Genomic DNA, 24,588 nt, shown 5'->3' on the forward strand with positions numbered 1-24,588 from the left:
AAAAAACGGTCTTATTTTTCAGATAGGGCCTGATCAACAATGGCATGAATCGCTTTTTCCACTTTTGGGTCACCCATCATTGTCTCTGTTACCTTCTGCGCAATGTGCTTGAATTCGCCATGCTCAAGAATCCCATCCCCAAACTCCCAGCAAAGAATCTCCTGAACTGTGACGACAGGCGCAGCGTCACGAAAGCCTTCTGCGTGTTGATTCAAACTATTCAGGCGGCTGTGCAGGCGGGTGCGCAGCGTCTCCATGTTTTTGCCGGACTTTTGGTTTTTGCTGGGAGACGCTGGGTTGCTTGCGCTCGATGTCACTCGCTCTTTGGGTTTGGCCAAAGCAGCCAGGACGTGGGAGAGGCGAGTGGGATCGATCTTGCTCATTGTTACGGAGTCTCGAGATTGTCACGGTAGGCGCCAAGAAATACGCTGGGCTTGGTGATGGTATCGTCTTTTGCGGGAACGGCTGTATTCGTCAGACTGGCCAGCACGCGAGTCATGTCGGCCTTCAAGGCAGGATTCACGCATTCGGCCAGGCCACGTGACAGCTTATCAATGGCGCCCTCAGGCTGTTCATTGAGCAAGTCCAGGTAGGCGGTGGCAAACCATTTGAGGCCAGGGTCTTGTGCATGGCTCTGCAGTTGGTCGAACGCAGCGCGAGCCTCTTCGACTTTTTGCAGTTGCAGGTTCAAGAGGCCCAGTTGGAAGCGAGCGATATCCATGCGCGGATCCAGCTCTAATGCTTGGGTCATACCTGCATGGGCACGATCCATTAATCCAAGTTCGGCGTGTTCGGCTGCCAGGAAGTAGCGAACGGCCGCATTGTCCGGCTGTTGTTCCAATGCGGTATTGAGATAGTTCAGGGCGGCGTGGTGATTACCGTCCTGGCTGGCGTGAATTGCCAAGTGCAGGTATTCAGTTGCATCCAGCATAGTGTGGGTCTCCTGGGGCTATGACTTCAATGTTGGCCAGGGATGGGAGGCGCGGTACCTTGCTGGTGAAGCTGTAGCCATTGATTGACCAGCATGCGCCCGGTGATGTTGGTGCCCGGACGATTGTTCTCCAAAAGCCCGCTGATCAGGCGCTGAGCTTCCTCGGCTCGACCGGCCTGTTGCAGTAGTAGTGCTTGTGCGTAATGAGCGGCCAAGCTGTCTGGCTTGAGCATGAGCGCTCGACGGATACCCTTGCGAGCCAGGTCTGAATGCCCCTCCATGATATCGATAACCGCCAACCCACCATGGGTATCTCCAAAACTGCGGTCCAACGCGTAGGATTTATACAGCGCAGCACGTGCTTGAGCGCTGTCTTTGCGCAAGATGTAAATCCAGGCCAACAGATGCCAGGTCCCGATATGGTTGGGCATCCATTGGACGGCCGTCTTCAGATGATTTTCTGCCAATTCGAATTCGAGTTCGCTGAACTCTAACAGGCCCAGTCCCGACCACGCTCGACCGCAGTCCGGATAGACCTTGAGGGTGTGATGCCACGCTTCGCGGGCGGCAGCTACGTTGTGCTGTTCAAACTGAACCGAAGCGCATGCAATCAGTGCATCCCTCTGGTCCGGGTCAATGGCCAGGGTGTCATGCGCCGTGCTCAACGCCTGAGGAAGGTTGTCGTTTTCATAGCGTAAAAGTGCCAGCAGGCCGCGAATGTCGAGGTTGTCGGGTTCGAGCTGTTGAGCACGAATAACCAGGGCTTCTGCTTCTTCAGTCTGCTCCAGTTGGTGCAAGGCACGAGCGTGCGTCAGCAGCGTTGCGGCGGGGCAATCGTCGTGCTGGGTCAGATGCGTCAGTAGGGTGCTCGCAGCTTCGAAATCAGCGCTATAGAAGTGAGCGAGCGCGGTGTTGTACATCACTGCGGGATCGCTTATTCCCGCCGTTATGGCCTTATCTCCAAAGGCGCCTGCTGCCGAATAGTCGCCTGCCTGGAGTAATAGGTGGGCGCCATGGGCGAAGACTCTCGGGTCTTCGATACGGTAGTTGTTCACATGCTCGATCAACTTTCGCCCCGAAACCTGGTCGCCCAACGCGATGGTCAGGCCCATGGCATCGATGAGCAAGGTCAGGTTGCCTGGGTCATGTCCCAGAAACGTCAATAGACGTACCAAGCGTTGTTGCTCGGCGAGTGCGCTGTCTGTGCTCATCAATCAATTTTTCCCTGGAGCATACGTGGCATTGCCCGGGATTATTGCCTCAGCGTTTACTCAATGTCATGGGTTAAAAGGCGATTTTTGATTGAAACAAAAATAATTCCATTAGCCCTAAACATTTCTCGAAATCGACGCATAAGTACCGACAGAGGGGCTGATTTACCGCGTTCGCGGACAGCCAAATTGTCTTGGAACCGCCACGTCGGTTCAGTTGGGTCGGGGAGTCAGGGAAATGGTAGCGATCGTTGCCGGCAATGGATTGGGTCTGTTCAATACCTCGCTCAACTCGCTGGGCGGCGGTTCGCAGGGTCAGGGCAGCCTCGGTCAGTCGAGTGGACAGGCACTGGTCAATATCAGCAACGGTAATCTGGTCCTGCGATTTACCGATGAGCAATTATCCGGCCTTGGCCAGGATCTGCTGCATACCCGGACCTACAACACCCGAGGCGATTTCAGCGACGGAGATGGCGATGGCTGGCGGTGGGATGCCGAGCGCAGCGTGAAGTTGGTCGGCGCGTTGAACACGGCCGGTAGTCAAATGGTCCGCGTCACCGGCGATGGCCACAAAACGCTCTATCGCTGGGACGGGACGCGTTATCAGTCGGCCGAGGGTGATGGTGCGCATGACACCCTCACGTGGGACGACCCAGCAGGGCAGGTGGTATGGACCGATGGTTCACGGCGCACCACTGAACGTTACAACTGGAACGGCCAACTGGTATCCACCACCGATGCAAATGGCACCCGGATCAGTTACAGCTATGACCCCCAGGGACGTTTGAACAACGTCGAGGACAGCTCCGGTCAGGAGCTGGTGCTCAACTATAACGCCGCCGGCAAGCTGGAGCGCCTGGACACGCGGCGTTCGACCGGTGAGGCATTGACGCGCCAGGTGTATTACACCTATGACGGCCTGGGCCGTCTGACCAGTGTCAGCACCGACCTTAGCCCGCAAGACAACAGCATCGCCGAAGGCAATGTCTATACCACGTCGTATACGTACTTTGAGTCGAGTTTCTACATTGCTGGTATCACACAGAGCGATGGAACCACTGTTAACTTCGGCTATGAACAAGTGGGTTCTGATTACCGCGTCAGCATCGTCAGTGACGCTTCCGGCATTACACGTTTGAGCTATGACACGGTCAATCGTCGCACCGATGTGCTCAACGGGCTGGGGCAGCAGTGGAGCTATTACTACGACTCTGAGGACCAACTGATCGAGGTACGCACGCCGGCCATCAATGGCCAGCGTCTGTCCACGCGCTACAGCTACGACGCCGACGGCAATGTCACCCAGGTCGTCGATGGGCGTGGCAACTCGGTGAGCTATGGCTACGACGCCAATGGCAACCGGATCCTGGAGCGCGACAGCGCAGGTAACACCCTCACGCGCAGCTACAGCGCCGACAACCAACTGCTCAACGAGGTGCGCTATCGCGTGCCGGCCACCTGGAATGGCAGCGGTTGGACCGAACCGCCAGCGAGCAGCGCCCAGGTCACGCGTTACGCCTATGACAGCAGCAACCGCCTGCGCTTTACCGTGGATGGCGCGGGCCAGGTGGTGGAGTATCGCTATAACGCCAATGGTCTGCGTACCCAGGAAATCAGCTACGCGGATGCGTCGTTCGTGCTTTCGGGGCTGGTGCCCACCGATGGGCTGTCCGAGTCTGCGTTGAACACCTGGGCGGCGGCACGCGATAAAACCCGTTCGACGTTGACCGAGCTCAGTTACGACTATCGCGGCAACCTCAGCCGCCGCGTGGTGTATGCCGCTGTCGCCGCCAATGGCGCTGGCCTGCTCGACGGTGCCGCGAACGTGACCGAGTTCATTTACAGCGAACACGGCCAATTACTGCAGACGCTGGCGGTGCGTGGGGCGGATCGAAACGCCAAGGCGCAGTTGACATCGCTGGTGTATGACGGCATGGGCCGTGTGCTCAGCCAGACCGATGCAACCGGTACGCGTACCACGGTGTATAACGGCCTCAATCGCACGGTCACCACCACCAACAGCGCAGGGCTGACCGTCAGCCAGTCCTACGACACCCTGGGCCGGCTGATCACCCAAAGCGAGACCGCCGCCAATGCGACGCCGCGCTCGACGCTGTATGTGTATGACGCAGCCGGCCGGCAAACCATGGTCCAGGACGCCACGGGCGTACGCTCTTACGTGCTGTACGACGAAGCGGGGCGGGTCAGCGCACAGATCAATGGCCTGGGGGCCGTCACAGAGTTTGTCTACAACGAAGCCGGGCAGCGGATTCAGGAAAAACGCTACGCTACTTTGATCGACACCACCGGCGGGTACGACGGTACGTATGTCTTTGTGACCCTGGTAGCGCAAGTGCGGCCTGCGGCCCATGGTGATGATCGAATCACCACATTCACCTACGACTCCGCCGGGCGTTTGAGCACCACCACCGCGCCGTCGGGCTTGGTGACAACTCTGAGCTACGACGGCCTTGGCCAGTTGGTGAAGCAGCAGAGCGCGGATCGCATCACGCGGTTTTTCTATGATGCCGGCGGGCGCCAGACCGGGCAGTTGGATGCCGAAGGCTACCTGCGGGAGAACCGCTATGACGCCGCTGGCCGGCTGGTTCAGACCGTTCGTTACGCCACCGCCACCGCTGCCGCCAGCCGCGACACCGGCACGCTCGACCAACTAAGGCCGGGTGACGGTGGCGGCCTGTCGAGCTGGTATTTCTATGATGCGGCTGGCCGGCAGATCGGCAGCCTCGATGAACAGCAGTTCGTCACCGAAACAGTCTTCGACGAAGCCGCCAATACCCAGCAAACCGTCCGCTATGCGGCCGTCTATACCGCGACGGTCACCGGCAACACCGGGTTCTCCACGCTCAAGGCCGCCGTGTCCGGCAGCGCGCGGCAAACCACTACCACCGCGTTTGACGGCCAGGGGCGCGTGGCCCAGCGCACGGCCACCGACGGCACGGTAACGGCCTACGAGTATGACGCCGCCGGGCGCCTGGTGCGCGAAACCCAGGCGCAGGGTACACCTGAAGCGCGCAGCACGCTCACGCGTTATGACGCCTTCGGGCAAACCCTTGGCAAGCTGCTGGGCGAGGCGTCTGGCCGTATCACAGTCGGCATGACCGATGCCCAAGTGGCTGCGGTTTACGCGCAATACGGCCTCACCTATCGCTATGACGCTGCCGGCCGGGTGGCCAGCGCCAGTGATGCATTGGGCAACCGCACGCTGTCCTATTACGACGCGGCGGGGCGCCTGACCCACGTGATCAACGCTTTGGGCGAAGTCAGTGAAACCCGCTACACCGCCTTCGGCGATGCCAGCGAACGCTCGACCCTCACCAACCGGCTCAGTGCGGCCACCACTGCGTCACTGTCGGGAGGCTTGTTGACGCTGCAAGTGAATGCACTGGTGCAGGCCATTCGCGATGCCAACAACGATAATCGCAGCTTTTACGCCTACACCACCTCCGGTTTGCTGGCAGGCAGCATCGATGCGCTGGGCAATGCCGTTGGCTTCGGCTACAACCTGTTTGGCGAACAGACCGGCAGCCTGCGCATCAGCGCCAGCGGCGCGACGATCGTTGAAAACCGCTCCTACAACAAGCGCGGTGAAATGATCTGGCGTGCAGAAGATGTCGACGGCTTATCGCGCGGCACCGGCAGCGTCTACGACGCCTTTGGGCACGTCATCCACCGCATGGATGCGCGAGGGCAGATCAGCAGCACCGACTACCTCGACAATGGCCGTGTGATCGTTGAACGCGACCCTCTCGGCCAGACCCAGGGCCGTGAATATGACGCCTTTGGGCGAGTGCTGCGCGAGCAGGACGCGCGCGGGCTGATCACCACTTACAGCTACAACGACAGCACCCGCACACTGGTGGTGACCACGCCGGACGGCCTGGCCATGACCACCGTGCGCAATCGTCATGGCCAAACCCTGACCGTCACCGACAGCCAAGGCATCACCCAGGCCTTCAGCTACGACAAAAACGGCCAACAGCTCACCAGTACCGACGGCCTCGGTCGTACCACCAGCAGTGCTTACGATGGTGTCGGGCATTTGTTGAGCGTGACGGATGCGGCGGGCCGGGTGACGTCCTACGGCTACGACGCGGCGAACCGCATGATCAGCCGCACCGATGCCGCTGGGGTGGCGACGCAGTATGTGTTTGATGGCCAGGGGCGCAAAGTGCGCACGACCGAGGCCGGTCAACGTATCACCGACTATGCCTACGACCGCAAGGGGCAGTTGCTGACGGTGGTGCAAGACCCCAACGGCCTCAAACTGACCACCACCTATACCTATGACGGCTTTGGTCGGCAGGTCCAGGTGGCACGCGGCACCACTGCCAATTCGTACCAGCAAGTCATCCTGTATGTGTTCGATAACCTCGGCCGCCGCACGGCCGAGCGCATCGATCCCAACGGCTACAACCTCACCACGCAATACCTCTACAACGCCAATGACCAAGTCACGCGCAAGCTGGATGCCGGTGGCAACAGCACCTGGTATGTGTATGACAGTGCCGGGCATTTGACAGACACCGTGGATGCCCTTGGCGGCGTCACCCGCAACACTTATGACCCCGATGGCCGGCTGGCCAGCACCACCCGCTTCGCCACCGCGCTGAGCCCTGCCACCTTGGCCGCCCTGGGCAACGCGCCGGCCAGTATTCCAGTCGGCGCCAGTGCCAAGGACCAGGTCACCAGCTATCTCTATGACCAGATGGGCCGGGTGCGGGCTACCATTGACGCGCTCAACCAGGTCACCGAAACCCTGTATGACCAACAGGGGCGTATCACCGAAAGCCGCATTTACGACAAGGCCATGCCCACTGGCACGCCCCGCACCTTCGACGGCGTGACAGCGGCGCTGACCAGCCTCGGGGCGCTGGCCTACGCGACACGTTCGGTCTACGACGCCGCCGGGCAACTGAGCAGCGTGACCGATGTGGCCGGCAAGACCGAGTCCTACACCTACGATGCGGTGGGCAATCGGGCCACCTTGACCAACAAGAATGGCGCGGTGTGGAACTATCGCTACGACAGCGTGAACCGTCTGGTCGAGGAAATAACCCCGGCCGTTGCGGTGTCGAGCATCGATATCAACGGAGTGGTCAGCACCCGCTCGGTACTGCAAGTCACGCGTATCACCTATGACGCGTTGAGTAATGTCACCAGTCGCACCGTAGGGCGCTTGCGCGGTGCATTGGCGGCCGACCCGGCGGCGGATGACCTGAGCCAGGCCAGGACCACCGGGTATGCCTACGACGCGGTCGGCCACCAGGTGCAGGTCACCGCGCCGGGCTGGTACAACAAAGTCACCGGAGCCTATCAGCAAGCCTGGGACGGCACCGGCAATACACTGCAGGTCACCACGGACGTGACCTACGATGCCTTGGGCAATGCCGTGCGCAATCGCGTACGGGTCAACAACACCGGCGCGCCGGGCACTGACTTTGTGGACAGCTACAAGGTCTACGACAGCCTCGGGCGGCTGACCCATGACGTTGATCCACTCAAGGGCGTGATGGCCTACACCTACGATGCCCAAGGCAATCGCCTGACCACTAAACGCTATGCTAATGCCCTGGCAGCCGCGGTGCCGGCAACCGGGTTTTACACGGCCAGCGACCTCACCAGCGCCACCCTGATAGCCAGCCCTGCACAAGACCGCTCGCTGACCACCACCTACGACGCCTTGGGGCGCAAAACAGCGGTGCAGCAGGATGCGGTAGGCATTTACACCTTCACCGGCAACAGTGCCACGTCGAGCCTGATCACCGCATCGCCCACGACGCTGTACAGCTACAACGTCCTGGGCCAATTGGTGCGCGAAACCCTGATCGCGCGCAACGCCAACGGCGTGACCGTACAGATCGGCGCCAGCAATGTGTACTACTACGACCAGGCCGGCCAACGCATCGGCAGCATCGATGGTCAAGGCAACTACACCCGCCTGGAATACAACATCCTGGGCAAGGTCAGCCGGCAGGTCGAGTACGCCAAAGGCCTGAGCGGCTGGGAAGACAGCAATCCGCCAAGCCCGCCGCCGGCCAGCGCCAACGACCGCAGCACACGTTTTGAATACGACGCCATGGGCCGCTTGAACCAAGTGACCCAGGAAGGCGTGCGGTACTGGCAGCAGATCATCAATGGCCAGTCCGGCGCGGCGTCGGCCGTGGCGGTGGTGGGCAACCTGATGGTCAGCCAGATGCACTACGACGGCGTGGGCAACGTACGTGCAGTGGTGGACGCGGCAGGCAACGTCACTTCCACGGAATACAACGCCCTGGGGCAAACCGTGCGGCTGGTCGAACCCGCCCGCGCCACGGCGAAAAACGGCGCAGTGGACCCTTTTGCGGCCGGGATCGTCTATGCGTCACCCACCACCACCTACGCCCTCAATGCGTTCGGCCAGGTCGTGAGCGAAACCGAAAGTGCCGGTGTGGATTCGACGGGCAACCAGCAAGCCGGTGCCACCCGTGTCACCCGCACACGCTTTGACGCGGCGGGTTACGAGGTGCAAAACATCGATGCCAGCGGCTCGGAGCAATCCTACAGGGTCGACGCGGCCGGCCGGCGCGTGGAGGAAAGCCGCCAGATCAAAATCACACTCAGTGGCTGGACGGTGGGCGGCGCGGCGCTCACGCGCATCCAGACCATTCGTCGTGGCTATACCTACGATGTGCTGGGCCAACAACTGTCCACCACCGACTGGTACACCGCCGCCGACAACTCGCAAAAAACCACCACCAACTCAGCCGTGTACAACCGCTTCGGCGAGGTTACCAGCCAGTTGCTCAACGGCTACCTGCAAGCCAGCTATGTCTATGACCAGGCGGGGCGCGCGACCCAGCAACAAAATGCCCAAGGCATCACCCAGGTCGACTACGACCTCAATGCCAAGGCCAGCCGCAGCAACCAACTCGGCGACGTCAACACCGCCGCAGACGATCGCATCACCTACACCCGCTACGACGTACTCGGGCGTGCACTGGAACAACACCTGCCGGCGTTTGAAGCCAACATCAACGCCGACACCCTCAACAACATCAACCTCACACTGGCCACGCCGATCATTCGCCAGAGCTACGACCGCTGGGGCAACCTGCTGACCCGCACCGACGCGCGCGGCTACGTCACCACCTACACCTACGATCACAACAACAAGCAACTGACGGAAACCTTGCCGGTCACCGACATCCTGCGCGAAAACGGCACCAGCTACCGTGCCAGCCTGATCCATGAAAAACGTTATGACCTGAATGGGCTACTGATCCAGGAAGTCGACCTGGTGGGGCCGTATGCCGGTGTGCCTACCAGCACCGTCTTGCGTACACGCCAGCATCAGTACAACCAAGTGGGCGAACTGCTGCGTGATATCGATGCGCTGGGTTATGCGCGCACCTATTTGATGGATGTTCACGGCAACCGTGTGGCCACCCAGGATGCACTGGGCGTGGTGCTGGTGGACGGTTATGACGCGATGAATCGTCAGGTCAGCCATGGGATTGTGCGCAATGGCGCCGCCGTGACGTTGTTGACTAACCAGTATGACCAGGCGGGGCGGTTGGTCGGTGAGATCAGTGGGAGCAGTGCGGTTGAAGAGACATTGGTCAGTACTGCAAACACAAACGGGTCCAGTACTGTTTCAGGTGTGGCTGGTAATGTGCGTTACACCCTTTTCGACGAACGAGGGAATATTGTAAGGACGCGGAGCGAGTCTAGGGTAGAGAAAATAACTGAATATAATGAATTTGGTCGAAAAGTTAAGGATGCTGATGGGTTAGGTAACTATCTTAGTTGGACTTTTGATGAGGGGGTTTATGGTCGACTCGTAGGGCATAAAGATCTTAAGGGGCGAGTGTTTACGTATACCTATACAAGTTTTGGTCAGGTGGCATCCGAAACCAGTACTGGGGTAGGGTACTGGGAAGATGTGCCGGACTATGAAATAGCTCCCGATAAACTCACATACAGTTATTATGCAAATGGTTTGGTTAAAGGGGCGGAGTATAAGTTTTATTGGAGTAGTGAGTTTGGGGCGGACGGGCGTGTAACGTCTTACCATTATGATTTGTCCTCAGCAAAGGTTAGGGAAGTAAATAGTAATTGGATAGACGTCCCGCTTTGGGGGGCATTTAAAGCTGTAGGGACTTCAGATAATCGCTTTTCGTTTGATGAGGCCTCGCGCTTGAAGAGTGCGACCAATCCGGGCGGGGATAACTCTGCACGCATTGATGTACTTTCTTATAGTTACGACGAATTGGGGAATCGGCGTCGCGCATACATGGATACGACGGCCGCTGGTAATGCAAGAAGTATTATTGATAAGTGGTACAAGTATGACTTGGAAGGTAGGGTGACCATTGACAATGGCATGCTGGCAGAGGGTGCCATAATAGCAGGGAAGCAAGGCGCTAAGGCAAAGGGGCAAGCTATCACCTATGACGTCAATGGCCGCAGATATACTTCAGAAGTATGGGATAGAACCTCTGGGCAAACGGATATATATCAGCGCGTTGAGTATGGTTATAATGACCTGGGGCAGGTGCTGGGCCTCGGAACTCGGGAGTTGGTTCGTGCGTTAGGTGGTGGTAGTACAGCACCTGTTCAGGCGGCAGGTATTGCCGTGCTGAAGTTTGCGAATACCTACAATTTTCTAGGGCAGCAAGATTCGCAGACTAATTATTCGGGCGGGGTGGCAACGGGGGGGAACGCATACAGTTATCGGGGTGATGGCCAGCTTATAAGTCAGACCTCATATGTTGTAAGTGGGGGTAATCAACGCCTGTCTCAAGCCAGTTATTTTGGCGAGAGCGGGATGTTTGACTCAGTTGGGAATCAAGTTGCGTATAGAACTGTTGTTTATAATAGTGATGGTTTTACGGTGGGCTTTCAAAACTCATACAGTAAGCGATATGCGTTGTTCGATAGCTATAAAGAGGGTGGTACAACAGTTGTATCGACGCAAGCTAGTCAACCCGGAAAAACGTCTCTGATATATTCTGGTAGAGGAGATCTTCTTTTTATTTTTACGCAAGCAGGCGAGGTGCGAGGATTCGCCACAAATGCGGAAGGTCAGATTATTGCTTGGAAAGATGGGAATGGGGCGTATCAGAACTATATTTACTCTCAAGGTGGGGCTGTCGCGAATGTGGGGAGTGCCAGTGTTCCTGAAATTACAGATACCCTGAAACCAATCTCACCTGACTATCCTGCCAGGACGTCGAGTAGTTACATTATTAGTCAAGGTGACACGCTCAAAAGTATTGCCCAGTTGGTGTGGGGCGATTCGGCTATGTGGTACCTCATTGCAGATGCCAATGCGATTGATCCTGGCAGTAATCTTGTTCCGGGTACCACGTTGCGCATCCCTAATATAGTTGGAAGTACTCACAATGACGCCACTACCTTTAAACCTTATAGCGCCGATGAAATTATAGGCGATACAACACCTACTCCGCTGCCTCCCCCCCCGCCACCCAAACCGAAGAAAAAGAAAAGCAGCGGTCTTGCCACTGTCGTCATGGTGGTAGTGGCAGTGGTTGCCACGGTTCTGACTGCCGGAGCGGCCGCCCCAGTGGCCGCTGCTGTTGCAAGCTCAACCGCTGTCGGCAGTCTCGCGTTGACGGGAGCAGCAGTACTGTCGGGCGCAGCCGGATGGGCTGGTTTAGGGGCTGCGGTACTGGGTGGTGTCGTTGGAAGCGCGGCATCACAGTTGGCTGGCAGGGCCATGGGAGTCGTGGATGATTTTTCGTGGAAGCAAGTAGCGCTCGGCGGGCTGACAGCAGGAATTAGTTCTGGTTTTGGCACCTTGGCGCAGGCTGGCACTCTGGGCTCATGGGCAAGCACTGCGGCAGAAGCCATGAAGTCTGGAGGTACCTACGGCACCGGCTACGCGGCACTGGGAACTTTCAACTATGCCAACAGCCAGATCGCCAGCCGGGTGGTGGGGCTGGATAACTCGTTCAGTTGGCGCAATGTTGCGGCGTCTGCGGTCGGAGCTGCCGTTGCCGGGTACGTCGGTGGTAACGGCCCGGGAGTAGTGAGTTCAACGGTGCGTGGGCAAGTCAGTGCTTATGCTTCAGCGGTTTTGAAAGATAAGTGGTTTGGAGGTGCTCAACCTGATTTCGGGCAAGTGGCAGCCGACGCGTTTGGGAATACGCTAGGTGACTATATGTTGCACCAAATTCAACGCAGCACGGACTCAATTGAACAACTTACAGCCTCTCTAGCGGACAACCAATTCCAGAGGATACTTGATAGTGGGCAGTATCCTGATACGTTAACCAGTGACGATCTGAAATATTTGTCTAGGAGAGCTCGTGCAAACGGGGGGGTTCTTGAAAGCGGTTTATATGAATCTGTTTTTGGTGAAAAATCAGGCATTCGCCCATGGTTTTCAGCTTCGGTTAATAGCGATACAGACCTTTTAAGTACTAATGATCAATTGAAGGACTCTGGTTTCCTCCCCTTGGATTTGGCAAATGCTGCAGGCGCTAGCGTTTACAATATTGGGGCTAAGGGCTTAAACGCATTGTGGGCTGGGGCAAACGTCACACCGATTGCTTGGGCGGCGATCAGTAATCGAAGTTTCGAACAAGCCAGTACCGATCTGATGGTGCTCGGTGCACAGTTTGGACCTATGGGCGCTATGGGTGGGCGCATGTTAACGCCCGCAGCGATTACAATGGTTGACAAGGTCGACGCTTTACTGCCACGTGCGCTGCAAATCGACAGAGTCGTCTTAGGTGATTTGGACGTCCCCATTTCATCGCCGGTCATGGGTGCCACAGAGCTTTCCGTTTCAGGAGCAAAGGCCGCGAGTGCCAGGTTTTTATATATGGGGGCGACTCCGGATAAATATTCCCGAACAGGTCGAGAGGTAGTGGAACGCATGCGGGCGGACGGCTTGATCGTAGGTGAAGGGCCTCTCTTACGCGGAAACCCTAACAATTTACAACTGGTACTGGAGGGGGGCCAGCTGGTTCGGATAGACTCCAAAGTAGATATGGCGCATGTTGTTGATGCCGTCTCCTGGTGGAACAGCACAGGTAGAAGTTATGGAGCCAAAGCGCCAGAGGTTCGAAAGTTTATGCTCGATTCGAAAAATTATGTGCTGCAGCCGAGCTCTCAGAACCGTTCTGAAGGTGCTTTATTACGCCAAATGTACCTACCACCTAACACCCCAGAATTCACACTGCTTAGAAGGTAATCGTTATGAGTACGAGTCTGGAGCTTGATGCAGATTTACACGAAAAAATAAAAGACTATTCACGTGTTGGTGATGCATTGGCTGAAGAAGAAAAATATGAGGAGGCAGTAGCTCAGTACAATAACGCCTGGCAGTTAATTCCCGAACCCAAAAATGACTGGGAGGCCTCTACCTGGATTTTGGCCGCGATAGCCGATGCATGTTTTTTATCTGGTTACAAAGGTTCTGCGCGTGATGCATTGGAGTATGCAATGACTTGTCCCGGAGGCGTCGGTAACCCATTTTTGCACCTGCGGCTTGGGCAGGTTTATCTCGATGAAGGACAAGAGGATCGCGCAGCGGACGAGCTGATGCGCGCTTACATGGGGGCGGGACCAGAGATTTTCGCGAATGAAAGCTCGCACTACCTGAGCTTTTTGAAAACGCGTGCCATACTCTGATACAGAGTAATGATCAGCGACGACTCAGCATTAGCTCAGGTGCGGTTTTGCACGTGGCCTGAGCAAAGCTTGAAGCGAACACGAGTGCATCTGTAACGCCCGTCGGAGTCAAGCTGGCGTCCTCGTCCATCAAAGACTCACCTGTTCTTTTTAAATATTGTTGATTTTTATTCTTCGCCCCCCTTGTCGTCCCATTTCTGATCTGGCTATTATCTACCGATAAATAATGGCCAATCGCCACGGATCTACGAGTGACACACTCGCTCCGGCCAAGCCAAACGCCTGCCTGGGGACATGGATGACACAGGACTTCATGCTGTACGCGCTCAAGGAAGCGCTGCTCACTGCAGCCATGGTTGCCGCGCCCTTGCTCTTGGCGATCCTGATCGTTGGCCTGTTGGTCAGCATTCTTCAGGTGGCCACGCAGATCCAGGAAATGACCCTCACCTTTATTCCTAAACTGATCATCACCGTGGTGATGCTGTTGGTGCTGGGCAGTTGGATGCTGACGATGCTCAAGCAGTTCGCGCTCAGTGCCCTTACTCAAGCCGCTGGTTTCTAGCTGTGTTGACGCCGTACCTGGCCAGCCTGTTCCTCATCTCCATGAGGCTGGCGCCGTTGGTGGTTGTCGCCCCGATTATCTTTTTCTCACGCTTGCCCATGACGGTTCGGGTGCTGCTCGCATTGGTGTTGTCAGCCGTCCTGGCCATTTCCTTGAATGGGGTGGGCATGCCGCTTCTGAGCCTGTCGTCAGTGCTGGGTGAGTTGATGCTGGGCGCGTTGATGGCCTTTGCTTTTCACGCGGCCCATGCCGGGCTGGACATGGCCGGCAAGCTTATCGACACGCAGATCGGCTTGAACGCCGCCGGCGTCTTCGACCCGGGTACTTCGAACATGACCGGCCTGGTCGCCGAAGTGTTGGTGTGGACCCTGGGCATTCTGTTTGTGACCTTGAACCTGCATCACGACTTGCTGCGGGTGTTCAGCCTGATCCTGGTCGCGGTGCCACCGGGCAGTGTCTCGCTGTTGAATTTTTCCGGCCCGGTGATGGGCGTGCTCACCCAGCAATTTTTACTGGCGTTCATGATTGTGGTGCCCGTGATCCTTGGGTTGTGGTTGATCGACATGGCGTTTGCGCTGCTCTCACGTTCTATGCCGCAGGCGAATGTGTATTTCCTGTCGCTGCCGATCAAACTTGGCGTCGGCATTTTTATCCTGATCCTGACCTTGCCGATCATTGTTCAGCGCGTGCCGTTGTTGATCGAAAACGCCTTGCGCTTTGCGCTGTCACCCGCAGGTGCGCCATGAGCGATCAACAGGACAAGAGTGAAGAGGCCACGCCCTACAAACTCGAAGAGGCGCGCAAGAAAGGCCAGGTGCCGCGCAGCCCCGACCTGTTGTCGTTTGCCATGATCATCACCTTTCTGATGGTGTTCTCGGCCATCGCCGCGCCGCTTGCCGGCGTGATTGCGGCCCACACCCATTGGTGGCTGGGCAACGCCGGGCAGATGGGCACAAGCTTTGGTTACCTGGGCGAGCAGGGTGGCTACAGCGTGCGGCAAGTGCTGTACGCCTTTTTGCCACTGATCGGCGCGCTGTTGCTGGTGGCGGTGTTGACCAACCTGTTGTTCAGCGGGCCAGTGTTTTCGGCGTTTGCGATCAAACCCGACTTCAAGCGGCTTAACCCTATCCAGGGGCTCAAGCGCATTTTTTCGCGGCGTATGTTTGTAGAACTGCTCAAGGTGCTGGTCAAGGGCGGGCTGTTTGCGCTGGTGCTGTATTACCTGTTCCAGAGCCTGCTGCCGCGCCTGTTGAGTATGGCCAGCGTTTCACCGATGGAGCTGCCCCTGGCCGGCAAGCAATTGCTGATGCAGCTGGGCTTTACCGTGCTGTCGATCATGGCCGCCGCCGCGCTGTTTGATGTGTGGTATTCGCGGCGCGAGTTTGGCCGGCAAATGCGCATGAGCAAGCGTGAAACCAAGGATGAGCACAAGCGTCGCGAAGGCGACCCCGAGGTGCGTGCCAAGCGCAAAGGCATTCAGCAGGCGCTGCTGAAAAAGGCCTCTGCCCTGGGGCAGGTCCAGGACGCCGATGTGATCATCACCAACCCGACGCACTACGCCGTGGCCCTGCAGTACCGTCCGGCAAGCATGCTGGCGCCCAAGGTGTTGGCCATCGGGCGCGGCTTGCATGCCTGGCGCATCTGCCAGATGGCGCGCAAGCACCGGGTGCCGATTCTGCGCCGGCCGCCACTGGCGCGTACCCTGCACGCACTGGCGCGGGTTGACTCGGCGATTCCGGACAGCACGCAAACCGATGTGGCGCGGGTCTATCGTTGGGTGATTGCGCTGCCCGGCAACAAGGTGCTGAACCCATGAAGCCGTTCTTCACGCGCGCCTTGGCGGAAAGCAGCGACCTGTTGTTGGCCGTCGCCGTCATCGGCGTTTTGCTGGTGCTGTTCACGCCTATTCCAACCTGGTTGCTCGACCTGTTGCTGCTGACCAACTTTGCCGTCGCACTGTTGGTGTTGCTGGTGACCTTTGATATCGACAAGCCCTTGAGCTTCTCGACGTTCCCTTCGCTGCTGCTGATGACCACGTTGTTTCGCCTGGCGCTGAACATCTCCGCGACACGCCTGATTCTGGCGGACGGCGATGCCGGCCAGGTGATCGCCGCGATCGGCACGCATGTGGTGGGCGGCAATTATGTAATCGGTTTTGTGGTGTTCCTGATTCTGGTGGTGGTGCAATACGTGGTGGTCACCAGCGGTGCGCAACGGGTCGCGGAGGTGGCCGCGCGCTTTACCCTGGACTCGCTGCCGGGCAAGCAGATGAGCATTGATGCCGACCTGAACATGGGCATTATCGATCAGGACGAGGCCAAGCGCCGGCGCAGCCAATTGGAGCGCGAATCAAATTTTTACGGCGCCATGGACGGCGCCTCCAAATTCGTCAAAGGCGATGCGATTGCCGGGATTGTGATCATTGCGATCAACATCATCGGCGGCCTGTCGGTGGGCATTTTGCAAAAGGGCCAGAGCTGGGGCGATGCACTGCATCACTACACCTTGCTGACCGTGGGCGACGGTATCGTCACGCAGATCCCGTCGCTGATCATTGCGGTGGCCGCCGGCATCATCATTACCCGCGCGGCCACTGATGCGCGCCTGGGGCCGGAGCTGGGCCGGCAAGTCTCGGCTTACCCCAAGACGCTGGTGGTGGTGGCGCTCGTAACGTTGCTGCTGGCCATGCTGCCGGGCTTGCCCCTGGTGCCGTTGTTGATGCTGTTTCTGGCCTTTGCCGCCGCGGCCGCCTATTCGTTTCGCCAGTTGCAGCGCAAAGCCAAGGGCGAATCAGTGTCTGGTGACACGCCGGCCAAAGCCGAGACGGCCTCGGATGATATCTACGCATTGATGAACAATGACGCCTTTGAACTGCGCCTGAGCAATGACTTGGCCGCGCAGGTGTTGGCCGCCACCAGCACCTTGAGCCTGCGGATCGACAACCTGCGCAAACAGTTCGCCCGCGATTACGGTTTTGCCTTGCCGCAACTCAGTGTACACGCAGACAAAAAACTTTCAGCCGGCACTTATCAGGTGTGCGTCCAAGGCGCGGTGGTGGCCAACGGCGAGCTGGAGTTTGACAAGTTACTGGCCATCAACCCCGGCGGTGGGGCGGTGACGCTTGAAGGGCGTGAGACCAAAGAGCCGACCTATGGCCTCAAGGCGCTCTGGATCGATCAAGCCTTGCGCAACCCGGCGCGCATGGGCGGCTACACCCTGGTTGAGCCGGACACTGTGTTGCTCACCCACCTCTCGGAACTGGCCCGTCGTTACGCGCCGGACTTCCTGACCCGCGCGGAGACCGAACGGTTGGTCGAGAGCAAGCGTGCCGGGCTGGGCAGCCTGGTGGATGAGTTGATTCCCCAAGTGCTCAGTTACTCCGATATTCAGCGCGTGCTGCAGTTGCTCCTGCGCGAGCAAGTGCCGGTGCGCAACCTGGAAACCATCCTTGAGGTGCTGGTGGACGCCGGGCGCACGCAAAAAAACGCCGAAGACTTGGCCGAGCGCGTCCGTGAGCGACTGGGCGCTGCGTTGTACGAGCGGTTGGTGGATAAGAATGGCGAGCTCAATGTGCTCACGATCGCCCCGCAACTGGAAGGCTATATGCTTGCCGCCTCCCGCCCGCGTGAGGGCCAGCAGAGCGCATTGCTGCCGGCCCAGGAACTGGAGCGCTTTGTGACCACGGTAGCCCGCGAAGCCGAGCGCCAACTGAGCGACAACCAGCAGCCGGTGTTGCTGTGTGCCGCGCCATTACGACGCGTGTTGCGCGCCTTCATGTCACGGGCGGTGCCGCATATGGCGGTGCTGTCGGTAAATGAAGTCGGCCAGCATGCGCGTGTGACCTCGGCCGGAATGATTGATTTGCCTGGGTTCCCCAGCCTGGAGACGGCATGAGCGACATGATCATGCAACTGGCTGGAGTGATCCAGCGCGATATCGATACCTTGAAAGAGGTGTCGCAAAACGTCGCCAATGCCAATACCACCGGCTACAAGGCCGGGCGCGCGTTCAGCGTGCAGGCCTTGGAACAACCGGCCTCGGGTGTGGCCGTCGGGCTAGATGGCCTGCACACCCAAACCTCGATCAACACCGACGGTGGTGCGTTGCAGTACACCGGGCGGGTCACGGACCTGGCGTTGTCGGGCGACGCCTGGTTCGCCGTGCATACGCCGCAAGGCGCGGCGCTCACGCGTGACGGCCGTTTTCGCGTGGATAACCAGGGCTTGCTGGTGAGCAATGCGGGCTTCCCGGTGCTCGGCCAGGGCGGCCCGATCCAGGTGGGCGGCGGCGTGATCAAGGTGAGCAGCCAGGGTGAAGTGAGCGTGGATGACGCGCCGGTAGGGCAGCTCAACCTGGTGCATATTGCGCGCGCGGGTGATCTGGTTTCGCGTGGCGCCGGGCTCTATTCGGCAGACGGCGCCTGGCAACCGGCCACTCAGTATGTGGTGCACCAAGGCTCGCTGGAGCGTTCCAACGCGGCCATGGGCACCGATATGGTGAAGATGATGGAAGTGTCGCGACACGTCGAAACCCTGCAGCGCGCCTTGTCGGCCTACGACGGGTTGCTGAACAGCGGGATCAATCAATTGGGCAAGGACTGACCAGGGAGTGCGGGTGTGATTGATGCATTGAGTATTGCCAGTTCCGGCTTATCCGCGAACCAGGCCTGGATCGACAGCATTTCCAATAACGTGGCCAATATGCAGACCATCGGCTACAAGCGCAGCCAGGTCAATTTTCACGACCAAGTGCGTGAAGTCGGCACGCGCGATGATGGCGGCGGCATGACCGAAAGGCTGCTTTCCGGTGCGGGCATCCAGGCGTCCGAGCCGACTCAGGTGTTCAGCCCAGGCACGGTGCGTGAGACCGGCAATGAGCTGGACCTGGCCATCCAGGGCGATGGCTTTTTTGAGGTTGAGTTGCCCACCGGCGAGTTGGCCTATAGCCGCGCCGGGCGCTTTCATTTAAATACCGACGGCCAGTTGGCGATGAGCACGGGCCAAGTGCTGACCGCCGATCTTCGCGTGCCGCCGGATGCGCGCAATCTGGTGATCAAACAGGATGGCTCAGTGCAGGCCAAGATCGTCGAGACCGGCGAAGTCATCACGGTCGGCCAGGTGCAACTAGCCAAGTTTGCCAGCGCCGAGGGCCTGAAAAAACTCAGTGATGGCCTGTACCGGCCGTCCCAGGACAGCGGTGAAGCGATCTATGCCGAACCCGGCCGGGATGGCCAGGGCGTGCTGTTGCAGGGGTATGTCGAGATGTCCAACGTCAACCTGATCGATGAGATGAGCAACCTGGTACTGGCCCAGCGCGCCTACCAAATGAACGCGCGCTTGCTGCAAGCTGGCGATCAGATCCTTGAAACCATCAATAACCTGCGCCGCTGATGAATATCAAGAGCGCTTGTGTCGGCCTGCTTGTCAGCGGCGTTTGTTGCGCCCAGGCGAGTGCGCTTGAGTGTGCCGCAGCGCCAACGCCCAGCCAGTTGGCCCGCACCATTGCCGAGCGCGTGCGCCCGGCCTTGGCCAACGATCAATTGGATATCCAGCTAACGCCCATCGGTGAACTGCCGGCCATGGCCTCACCCCAGGTGCGACTGTTGTCGACCCAATTGCGCAGCCGCGTGGCGGTTGAGCTTAAAGGCACGTTGTGTGGGCAGGCACACGCCAGCCAGGTCACGGTATGGTTCAAGGTTCAAGCCTGGGGCGAGGTGTGGGTGTATGGCCGCAATGGGCGCACAGACCAGGCGCTGGGCGATACCCAGCCACGCCGTGAGCGCCTGGACCTGGCCGCCGCGCAAGTCTCGCCGGACGATTTGGCCAGTCACCTGGAGGGTGCGTGGTTAGGGCAAAGGGTCAACGCGGGCATGCCGGTCCTTACCCGGCACTTGAAAGCCGAACCGCTGGTGCTGCGTGATGCCACCGTGACGGTGGTGGTCTTTGGCCCAGGCTTGATGCTACGTACCGAAGGCAAGGCGATGCGCCCCGGCGTAATGGGCGAACAGGTGCCGGTATTGGTCAACGGCGCGCAGTCGAGCCTGTTGGCGGTGGTGGCCGGTAAAGGGGAAGTGCATGTACAACGTTAAGGCGCTGTGGCTGGTTGCATTGCTGCCCCTGTGCGCCAGTGCGCAAAGCCTGATCAACCCCGATGGCTACCGCTCGCTCACCGGTGATCGGCGTGGCTACCACGTGGGCGATACCTTGACGATCCTGGTGGTGGAGTCCACCACCGCGCAAAGCGCTGCCGGCACCGGTGCCGACAGCAGCACTGATATTTCCGCGCGCCTGGGCTGGGACCGCGACAGCCATCAAGGCCGCCTCGGCCTGCAAGGTGATACCAGCGGCAAAGGCCAGACCAACCGCAGCGGGCAGATCCGCACCAATGTGTCGGTGCGCATCATTGACCAGTTGCCTGAAGGCTTGCTGCGCGTCAGCGGTGAGCAACTGGTGACCGTCAATGATGAGAAGCAGCAGGTGCGTATCAGCGGTTTGGTGCGCCCCGATGATATTGCCTACAACAACACCGTGCTGTCCTACCGCCTGGCCGATGCGCAAATCGACATCGTGGGCGATGGGGTTATCACCGATGCGCAAAAGCAAAATATCGTGTTCCGAACCCTCAAATGGCTGCGCATCCTATGAAGCGGTTGACGGTGGGATTAGTCGGCCTGTTGCTCAGCCTCTGGCTGCCAGGGGCATGGGCCGATGTACGCATCAAGGAGCTGACACGCATCCAGGGCGTGCGTGACTACGCCATGATCGGCTACGGGCTGGTGGTGGGCCTGGCTGGCACCGGGGACACCGACCGCAACCGGGCCACGCGCCAGTCGCTGGTCAATACCCTGAAAAACTTCAACGTGAACGTGGCGGACACCGACCTCAATGCCCGCAACACGGCGGCGGTGATGGTCACCGGCAACTTGCGCTCGTTCAGCGAGACGGGTGACAAGGTGGACGTCGAGGTTTCGTCCCTGGGCGATGCACGCAGCCTGTTGGGCGGCACCTTGCTGATGACACCGCTGTATGGCCCCGATGAAAAACTCTACGCCTTGGCCCAAGGCCCGATGTCGGTGGGTGGGTATGTGTTCGAAGCCAACCAGAACTCAGTGCAGAAAAACCATCCAACCGTGGGCCGCATTCCGCGCGGCGCCAGTGTCGAGCGCTCGGCCTTTACCGAAAATGATGCCGCCGCACGCAACTTGGTGTTGGTGCTAAATGAGCCGGACTACACCACGGCGCAGCGCATTGCCGATGCCTTGACCCGTGAGCTGGGCTTGCCCGGTGTGCGGGTGGTGCATGCAGCAAAAGTTGAAGTGCCCTTGATCAACGCGGCAGGCTTGCCACGGCTGATCTCGCGCATCGAAAACGTCTCCGTAGCGCCGGATTATGCCGCCCGCGTGGTAGTTAACGAGCGCACCGGCACGGTGGTGGCGGGCGCGCATGTGCGGTTGGGTGAGGTGAGCATTTCCCAAGGCTCGCTCAGTGTGGTGATCAGCACCAAGTACCAGGTGTCCCAGCCGTCCTGGATTGGGCGCACCGGCCCGAGCGTGGGCACGGTGGTGGTGCCGGATACCGAACTGAATGTGAACGAGGAGCAGCATGGCCCGGTCAAGCTGGCAGAGGGCGCGACCGTGGGCGATCTGGTACAGGCACTCAATCAGGTGCGCTTGAGTACCCGTGAAGTGATCACCGTGTTGCAAGCCATCAAACAAGCCGGCGCCTTGCATGCCGAGCTGATTGTTCAATAAGGAGCGTTGATGTCTGCGGATATGAGTCTGGCGGTTGAGACCGTACGTTTTGCCATGAGCCTGGAGCATCTGCGGGCCAAGGTCGCAGCGCACAATATTGCCATGGCCAGCGTGCCCGGTGGCCAGGCCATGCGCGTCAACAGCCATGAGCCGCTGGCAGCCTTGCGCGGTGCCCAGGGTGACGCGCAATTGTTCGCGCAGTCGCTGCGCGCCATGCAAGACAGTGAGCTGGCGCCTTATCTGCAGCACTACACACCGATTACGCCGCTGTCACCTGACGCAGGGGTAGCCGAGTTGTCCGCTGCCAGCGGTCGCTACCAGGCGTTGGCCGATGGCGTTTCGCGCCAGTTCGGCTTGATGCAATTGGCGATCAAGGGAGGCCGTTGAGCATGCCTTTGGACACTATCAGTGAGGTGATTCGCGGCAGCATGGCCTACGAGCGCACACGGGTCGAGGTTGCCAGCTACAACCTGGCGATTGCCAATGTGGCACTCAGCCCAGGCCAGGACTCACCGCTGCTGCGCGTCGCCCCGCCTGGCAGTTTCGCCAGTCAGGTGGGGTTGCATGCGCCACGGGTGCAGGCTTATCAGGGCAACGAAACCCGTGTGGTACACGATCCTGGGCACCCGATGGCCGATCAGAACGGCATGGTCCATTACCCCAATATCGAAGCCGCCCGAGAAATGGCCACCCTGGTTTCGGCAACCCGCGCCTACGAGGCGAATATCCGTTCCTACAACAGCTTGCGCGCCATGACGCTCAAAGCCTTCGAAATCGGGAAGTGACATGACCACAGCGATTACACCTATCGGGCTGAACTCACCGTTGTCGTCGGCAAATGCGCTGGCCTTTGAGACAAATAACGTGACGGGCACTGACTTTCTTGGCCAATTGAAATCCGGCGCCGTGCAACTCAACGAGCAGACCGACCAGGCCACCGCCTTGCTGTCTTCCTATGCCGTGGGTGAAAACGTGGCGCCCCATGACTTGGTGATGGCCATGGAGCAGGCAAAGTTGTCACTGCAATTGGCGGTCGAGGTGCGTAATCGTCTGGTGGATGCCTACCAGGAATTGGCGCGGTTGCAGATTTAACCCATGGAAGACAAACCCGTGTCGAAGCTTTTCAGTGGTCGTTCCAGCGTATTTCTCGCTGGCGTGGTGGTGATCATCGCGCTGTTGGCCGTGTCTGCCTGGTGGGTGTTGCGGCCCAGCTATGTGGCGCTCTACAAGGACGCCAGCGAAGCCTCCCAGGCCGAGATCCTGGCGATTCTGAGCCAGCGCCAGGTGCCCTATCACATCAACGCCAAGGCCGGCGTGATCGAGGTGGCCGCCGAAGAAGCCGCCACCGCGCGCATGTACCTTGCGCAGGCGGGCATACCGAGCCGCAGCAGCAGCGGGTTCGAGCTGTTCGACAAGGCCGACTATGGCATGTCGGAGTTCAGCCAGAAGATCAACTACCAACGGGCGATGGAAGGCGAGCTGGCGCGCTCGATCATGAGCATGTTGGAGGTCGAATACGCCCGTGTGCATCTGACTTTCAAGAAAACCAGCCTGTACCAGCAAGCCGAAGAGCCGCCCAAGGCCTCGGTGATTGTGCGCCCACGGGCGCAAGGCGCCTTGAACCCCCAGCGCGTGCGCGGCATTCAACAAGTGGTGGCCTCGGCGGTGGAGGGCATGGCCGTGGAGCGCGTTGCCGTGCTCAATGAAGACGGCCTGGTGTTGAGCAGTTCAGACGGCGCAGCGGCGGCGCCCGAGCATCAGCAACTGACGGCGCAGGTCGAGCAGGCGCTCAAGCAAAAAGCCGAACAACTGCTGTTACGCCCATTAGGCAGCAATGGCGCTGACGTGTCGGTGCGGGTGCAGATGAATTTTGACCGGGTCAAGTCCATCAGCGAACAGCCGCTGGCGGACAAGCGCTCCATCCGCCGTGAAAAGACCACGGCGTCCACCGACAACTCGACGGGTGAGAGCAATTCCAAACGCTCGCAAAACAACCGTGAGGTGGACTACGAGGTGGGTAAAGAGCGCGCCGAAACCGAACATGCCGCCGGCAAGATCGAGCGAATTACCGTCGGCATCGTGCTCAATACGCCAGCGGCCAATGCCCAGCTCAAGGAAATCCAGAACTTACTGGAGGCGGCCCTGGGGCTGGATATGGCGCGCGGTGATCGGTTGGTAATTGCCTATATACCACCCATGGCGGTGACGTCGGCGACGAAAGTCACTGCCGCTGCAACCGCCATCCCGGCAGTGGTCTCTGCCGATCAGCAGGTCGCGCCAGAGCCTTCAATCCCCTGGATGCGCTGGGGTATTGCTGCCCTGGCCGCGGCGCTGTCGATCCTGTTGTTGCTGCTGTGGATGGGCACTCGCAAGCGCGAGGCTCGCACAACCAATAGCCTGCCACGGCTGTCTTCGATGGAGCGTGAACAATTGCTCGGCGACTTGCGTCGCTGGCTGGTGGAGGGGCGCTGAA

At 59.1% G+C, this 24,588-nt stretch carries 18 protein-coding genes; 15 read left to right on the forward strand and 3 right to left on the reverse strand.

The annotated features are described in order from the left end of the window. Positions 1 to 11: 11 nt before the first annotated feature. Genes AC19YS_RS14760 through AC19YS_RS14770 form a run of 3 tightly spaced genes read right to left on the reverse strand, consistent with a single transcriptional unit; the run spans position 12 to position 2,142 of the window. Positions 12 to 383: a hypothetical protein gene (locus AC19YS_RS14760; protein ID WP_200624680.1), complete on the reverse strand. Its 372-nt coding sequence runs from the start codon at positions 381 to 383 to the stop codon at positions 12 to 14. A gap of 2 nt (positions 384 to 385) precedes the next feature. Next, positions 386 to 931 carry a tetratricopeptide repeat protein gene (locus AC19YS_RS14765; protein ID WP_200624681.1) on the reverse strand — a complete coding sequence of 182 codons (546 nt, stop codon included), beginning with the start codon at positions 929 to 931 and terminating at the stop codon, positions 386 to 388. Positions 932 to 957: 26 nt separating this feature from the next. Further along, positions 958 to 2,142: a tetratricopeptide repeat protein gene (locus tag AC19YS_RS14770; RefSeq protein WP_200624682.1), complete on the reverse strand. Its 1,185-nt coding sequence runs from the start codon at positions 2,140 to 2,142 to the stop codon at positions 958 to 960. Positions 2,143 to 2,380: 238 nt separating this feature from the next. Between AC19YS_RS14770 and AC19YS_RS14775 the strand changes: the two genes are divergently transcribed. The 15 genes from AC19YS_RS14775 to fliF all read left to right on the forward strand — a co-directional run bounded on the left by AC19YS_RS14775 (position 2,381) and on the right by fliF (position 24,587). After that, positions 2,381 to 13,363 (forward strand): hypothetical protein, encoded by a 10,983-nt coding sequence (locus AC19YS_RS14775; RefSeq protein WP_500602147.1) that lies wholly within the window; start codon positions 2,381 to 2,383, stop codon positions 13,361 to 13,363. Positions 13,364 to 13,368: 5 nt separating this feature from the next. Then, entirely contained in the window at positions 13,369 to 13,803 is a 435-nt protein-coding gene (locus AC19YS_RS14780) for a tetratricopeptide repeat protein (RefSeq protein WP_200624684.1), read from the forward strand. 298 nt (positions 13,804 to 14,101) lie between these two features. Further along, the gene (locus tag AC19YS_RS14785; RefSeq protein ID WP_200624685.1) at positions 14,102 to 14,365 is read left to right on the forward strand and encodes a flagellar biosynthetic protein FliQ; all 264 of its coding nucleotides are present in this window, start codon (positions 14,102 to 14,104) and stop codon (positions 14,363 to 14,365) included. A gap of 2 nt (positions 14,366 to 14,367) precedes the next feature. Next, positions 14,368 to 15,111, forward strand: a complete 744-nt coding sequence (locus AC19YS_RS14790) for a flagellar biosynthetic protein FliR (protein WP_200624686.1) — start codon at positions 14,368 to 14,370, stop codon at positions 15,109 to 15,111. Then, positions 15,108 to 16,181 (forward strand): EscU/YscU/HrcU family type III secretion system export apparatus switch protein, encoded by a 1,074-nt coding sequence (locus AC19YS_RS14795; protein WP_200624687.1) that lies wholly within the window; start codon positions 15,108 to 15,110, stop codon positions 16,179 to 16,181. Before AC19YS_RS14790 ends, AC19YS_RS14795 begins: the two co-directional genes overlap by 4 nt. After that, entirely contained in the window at positions 16,178 to 18,259 is a 2,082-nt protein-coding gene (locus AC19YS_RS14800) for a flagellar biosynthesis protein FlhA (RefSeq protein WP_200624688.1), read from the forward strand. The genes AC19YS_RS14795 and AC19YS_RS14800 overlap by 4 nt, the downstream gene beginning before the upstream one ends. Next, the gene (locus AC19YS_RS14805; RefSeq protein WP_200624689.1) at positions 18,256 to 18,966 is read left to right on the forward strand and encodes a flagellar hook-basal body protein; all 711 of its coding nucleotides are present in this window, start codon (positions 18,256 to 18,258) and stop codon (positions 18,964 to 18,966) included. The genes AC19YS_RS14800 and AC19YS_RS14805 overlap by 4 nt, the downstream gene beginning before the upstream one ends. A gap of 15 nt (positions 18,967 to 18,981) precedes the next feature. Continuing rightward, positions 18,982 to 19,755 carry a flagellar hook-basal body protein gene (locus AC19YS_RS14810; RefSeq protein ID WP_500602149.1) on the forward strand — a complete coding sequence of 258 codons (774 nt, stop codon included), beginning with the start codon at positions 18,982 to 18,984 and terminating at the stop codon, positions 19,753 to 19,755. Further along, complete coding sequence (gene flgA / locus AC19YS_RS14815; protein ID WP_200624691.1) at positions 19,755 to 20,453, forward strand: flagellar basal body P-ring formation chaperone FlgA; 699 nt, start codon at positions 19,755 to 19,757, stop codon at positions 20,451 to 20,453. The genes AC19YS_RS14810 and flgA overlap by 1 nt, the downstream gene beginning before the upstream one ends. Beyond that, positions 20,440 to 21,009 carry a flagellar basal body L-ring protein FlgH gene (locus AC19YS_RS14820; RefSeq protein WP_200624692.1) on the forward strand — a complete coding sequence of 190 codons (570 nt, stop codon included), beginning with the start codon at positions 20,440 to 20,442 and terminating at the stop codon, positions 21,007 to 21,009. The genes flgA and AC19YS_RS14820 overlap by 14 nt, the downstream gene beginning before the upstream one ends. Then, the gene (locus tag AC19YS_RS14825; RefSeq protein ID WP_448198390.1) at positions 21,006 to 22,115 is read left to right on the forward strand and encodes a flagellar basal body P-ring protein FlgI; all 1,110 of its coding nucleotides are present in this window, start codon (positions 21,006 to 21,008) and stop codon (positions 22,113 to 22,115) included. Before AC19YS_RS14820 ends, AC19YS_RS14825 begins: the two co-directional genes overlap by 4 nt. Positions 22,116 to 22,124: 9 nt before the next feature. Next, positions 22,125 to 22,502 carry a hypothetical protein gene (locus AC19YS_RS14830; RefSeq protein ID WP_448198389.1) on the forward strand — a complete coding sequence of 126 codons (378 nt, stop codon included), beginning with the start codon at positions 22,125 to 22,127 and terminating at the stop codon, positions 22,500 to 22,502. 2 nt (positions 22,503 to 22,504) lie between these two features. Further along, positions 22,505 to 22,900, forward strand: coding sequence for a flagellar basal body rod protein FlgC (locus AC19YS_RS14835; protein ID WP_448198388.1), 396 nt, complete (start codon positions 22,505 to 22,507; stop codon positions 22,898 to 22,900). Position 22,901: 1 nt separating this feature from the next. After that, a complete protein-coding gene (fliE, locus tag AC19YS_RS14840) occupies positions 22,902 to 23,207 on the forward strand; it encodes a flagellar hook-basal body complex protein FliE (RefSeq protein ID WP_200624696.1) in 306 nt (101 codons plus the stop codon). Positions 23,208 to 23,225: 18 nt separating this feature from the next. Then, positions 23,226 to 24,587 carry a flagellar basal-body MS-ring/collar protein FliF gene (gene fliF, locus AC19YS_RS14845; RefSeq protein ID WP_500602150.1) on the forward strand — a complete coding sequence of 454 codons (1,362 nt, stop codon included), beginning with the start codon at positions 23,226 to 23,228 and terminating at the stop codon, positions 24,585 to 24,587. Position 24,588: the final 1 nt, after the last annotated feature.

It is taken from the genome of Pseudomonas sp. MF08831 (genome assembly GCF_059862645.1).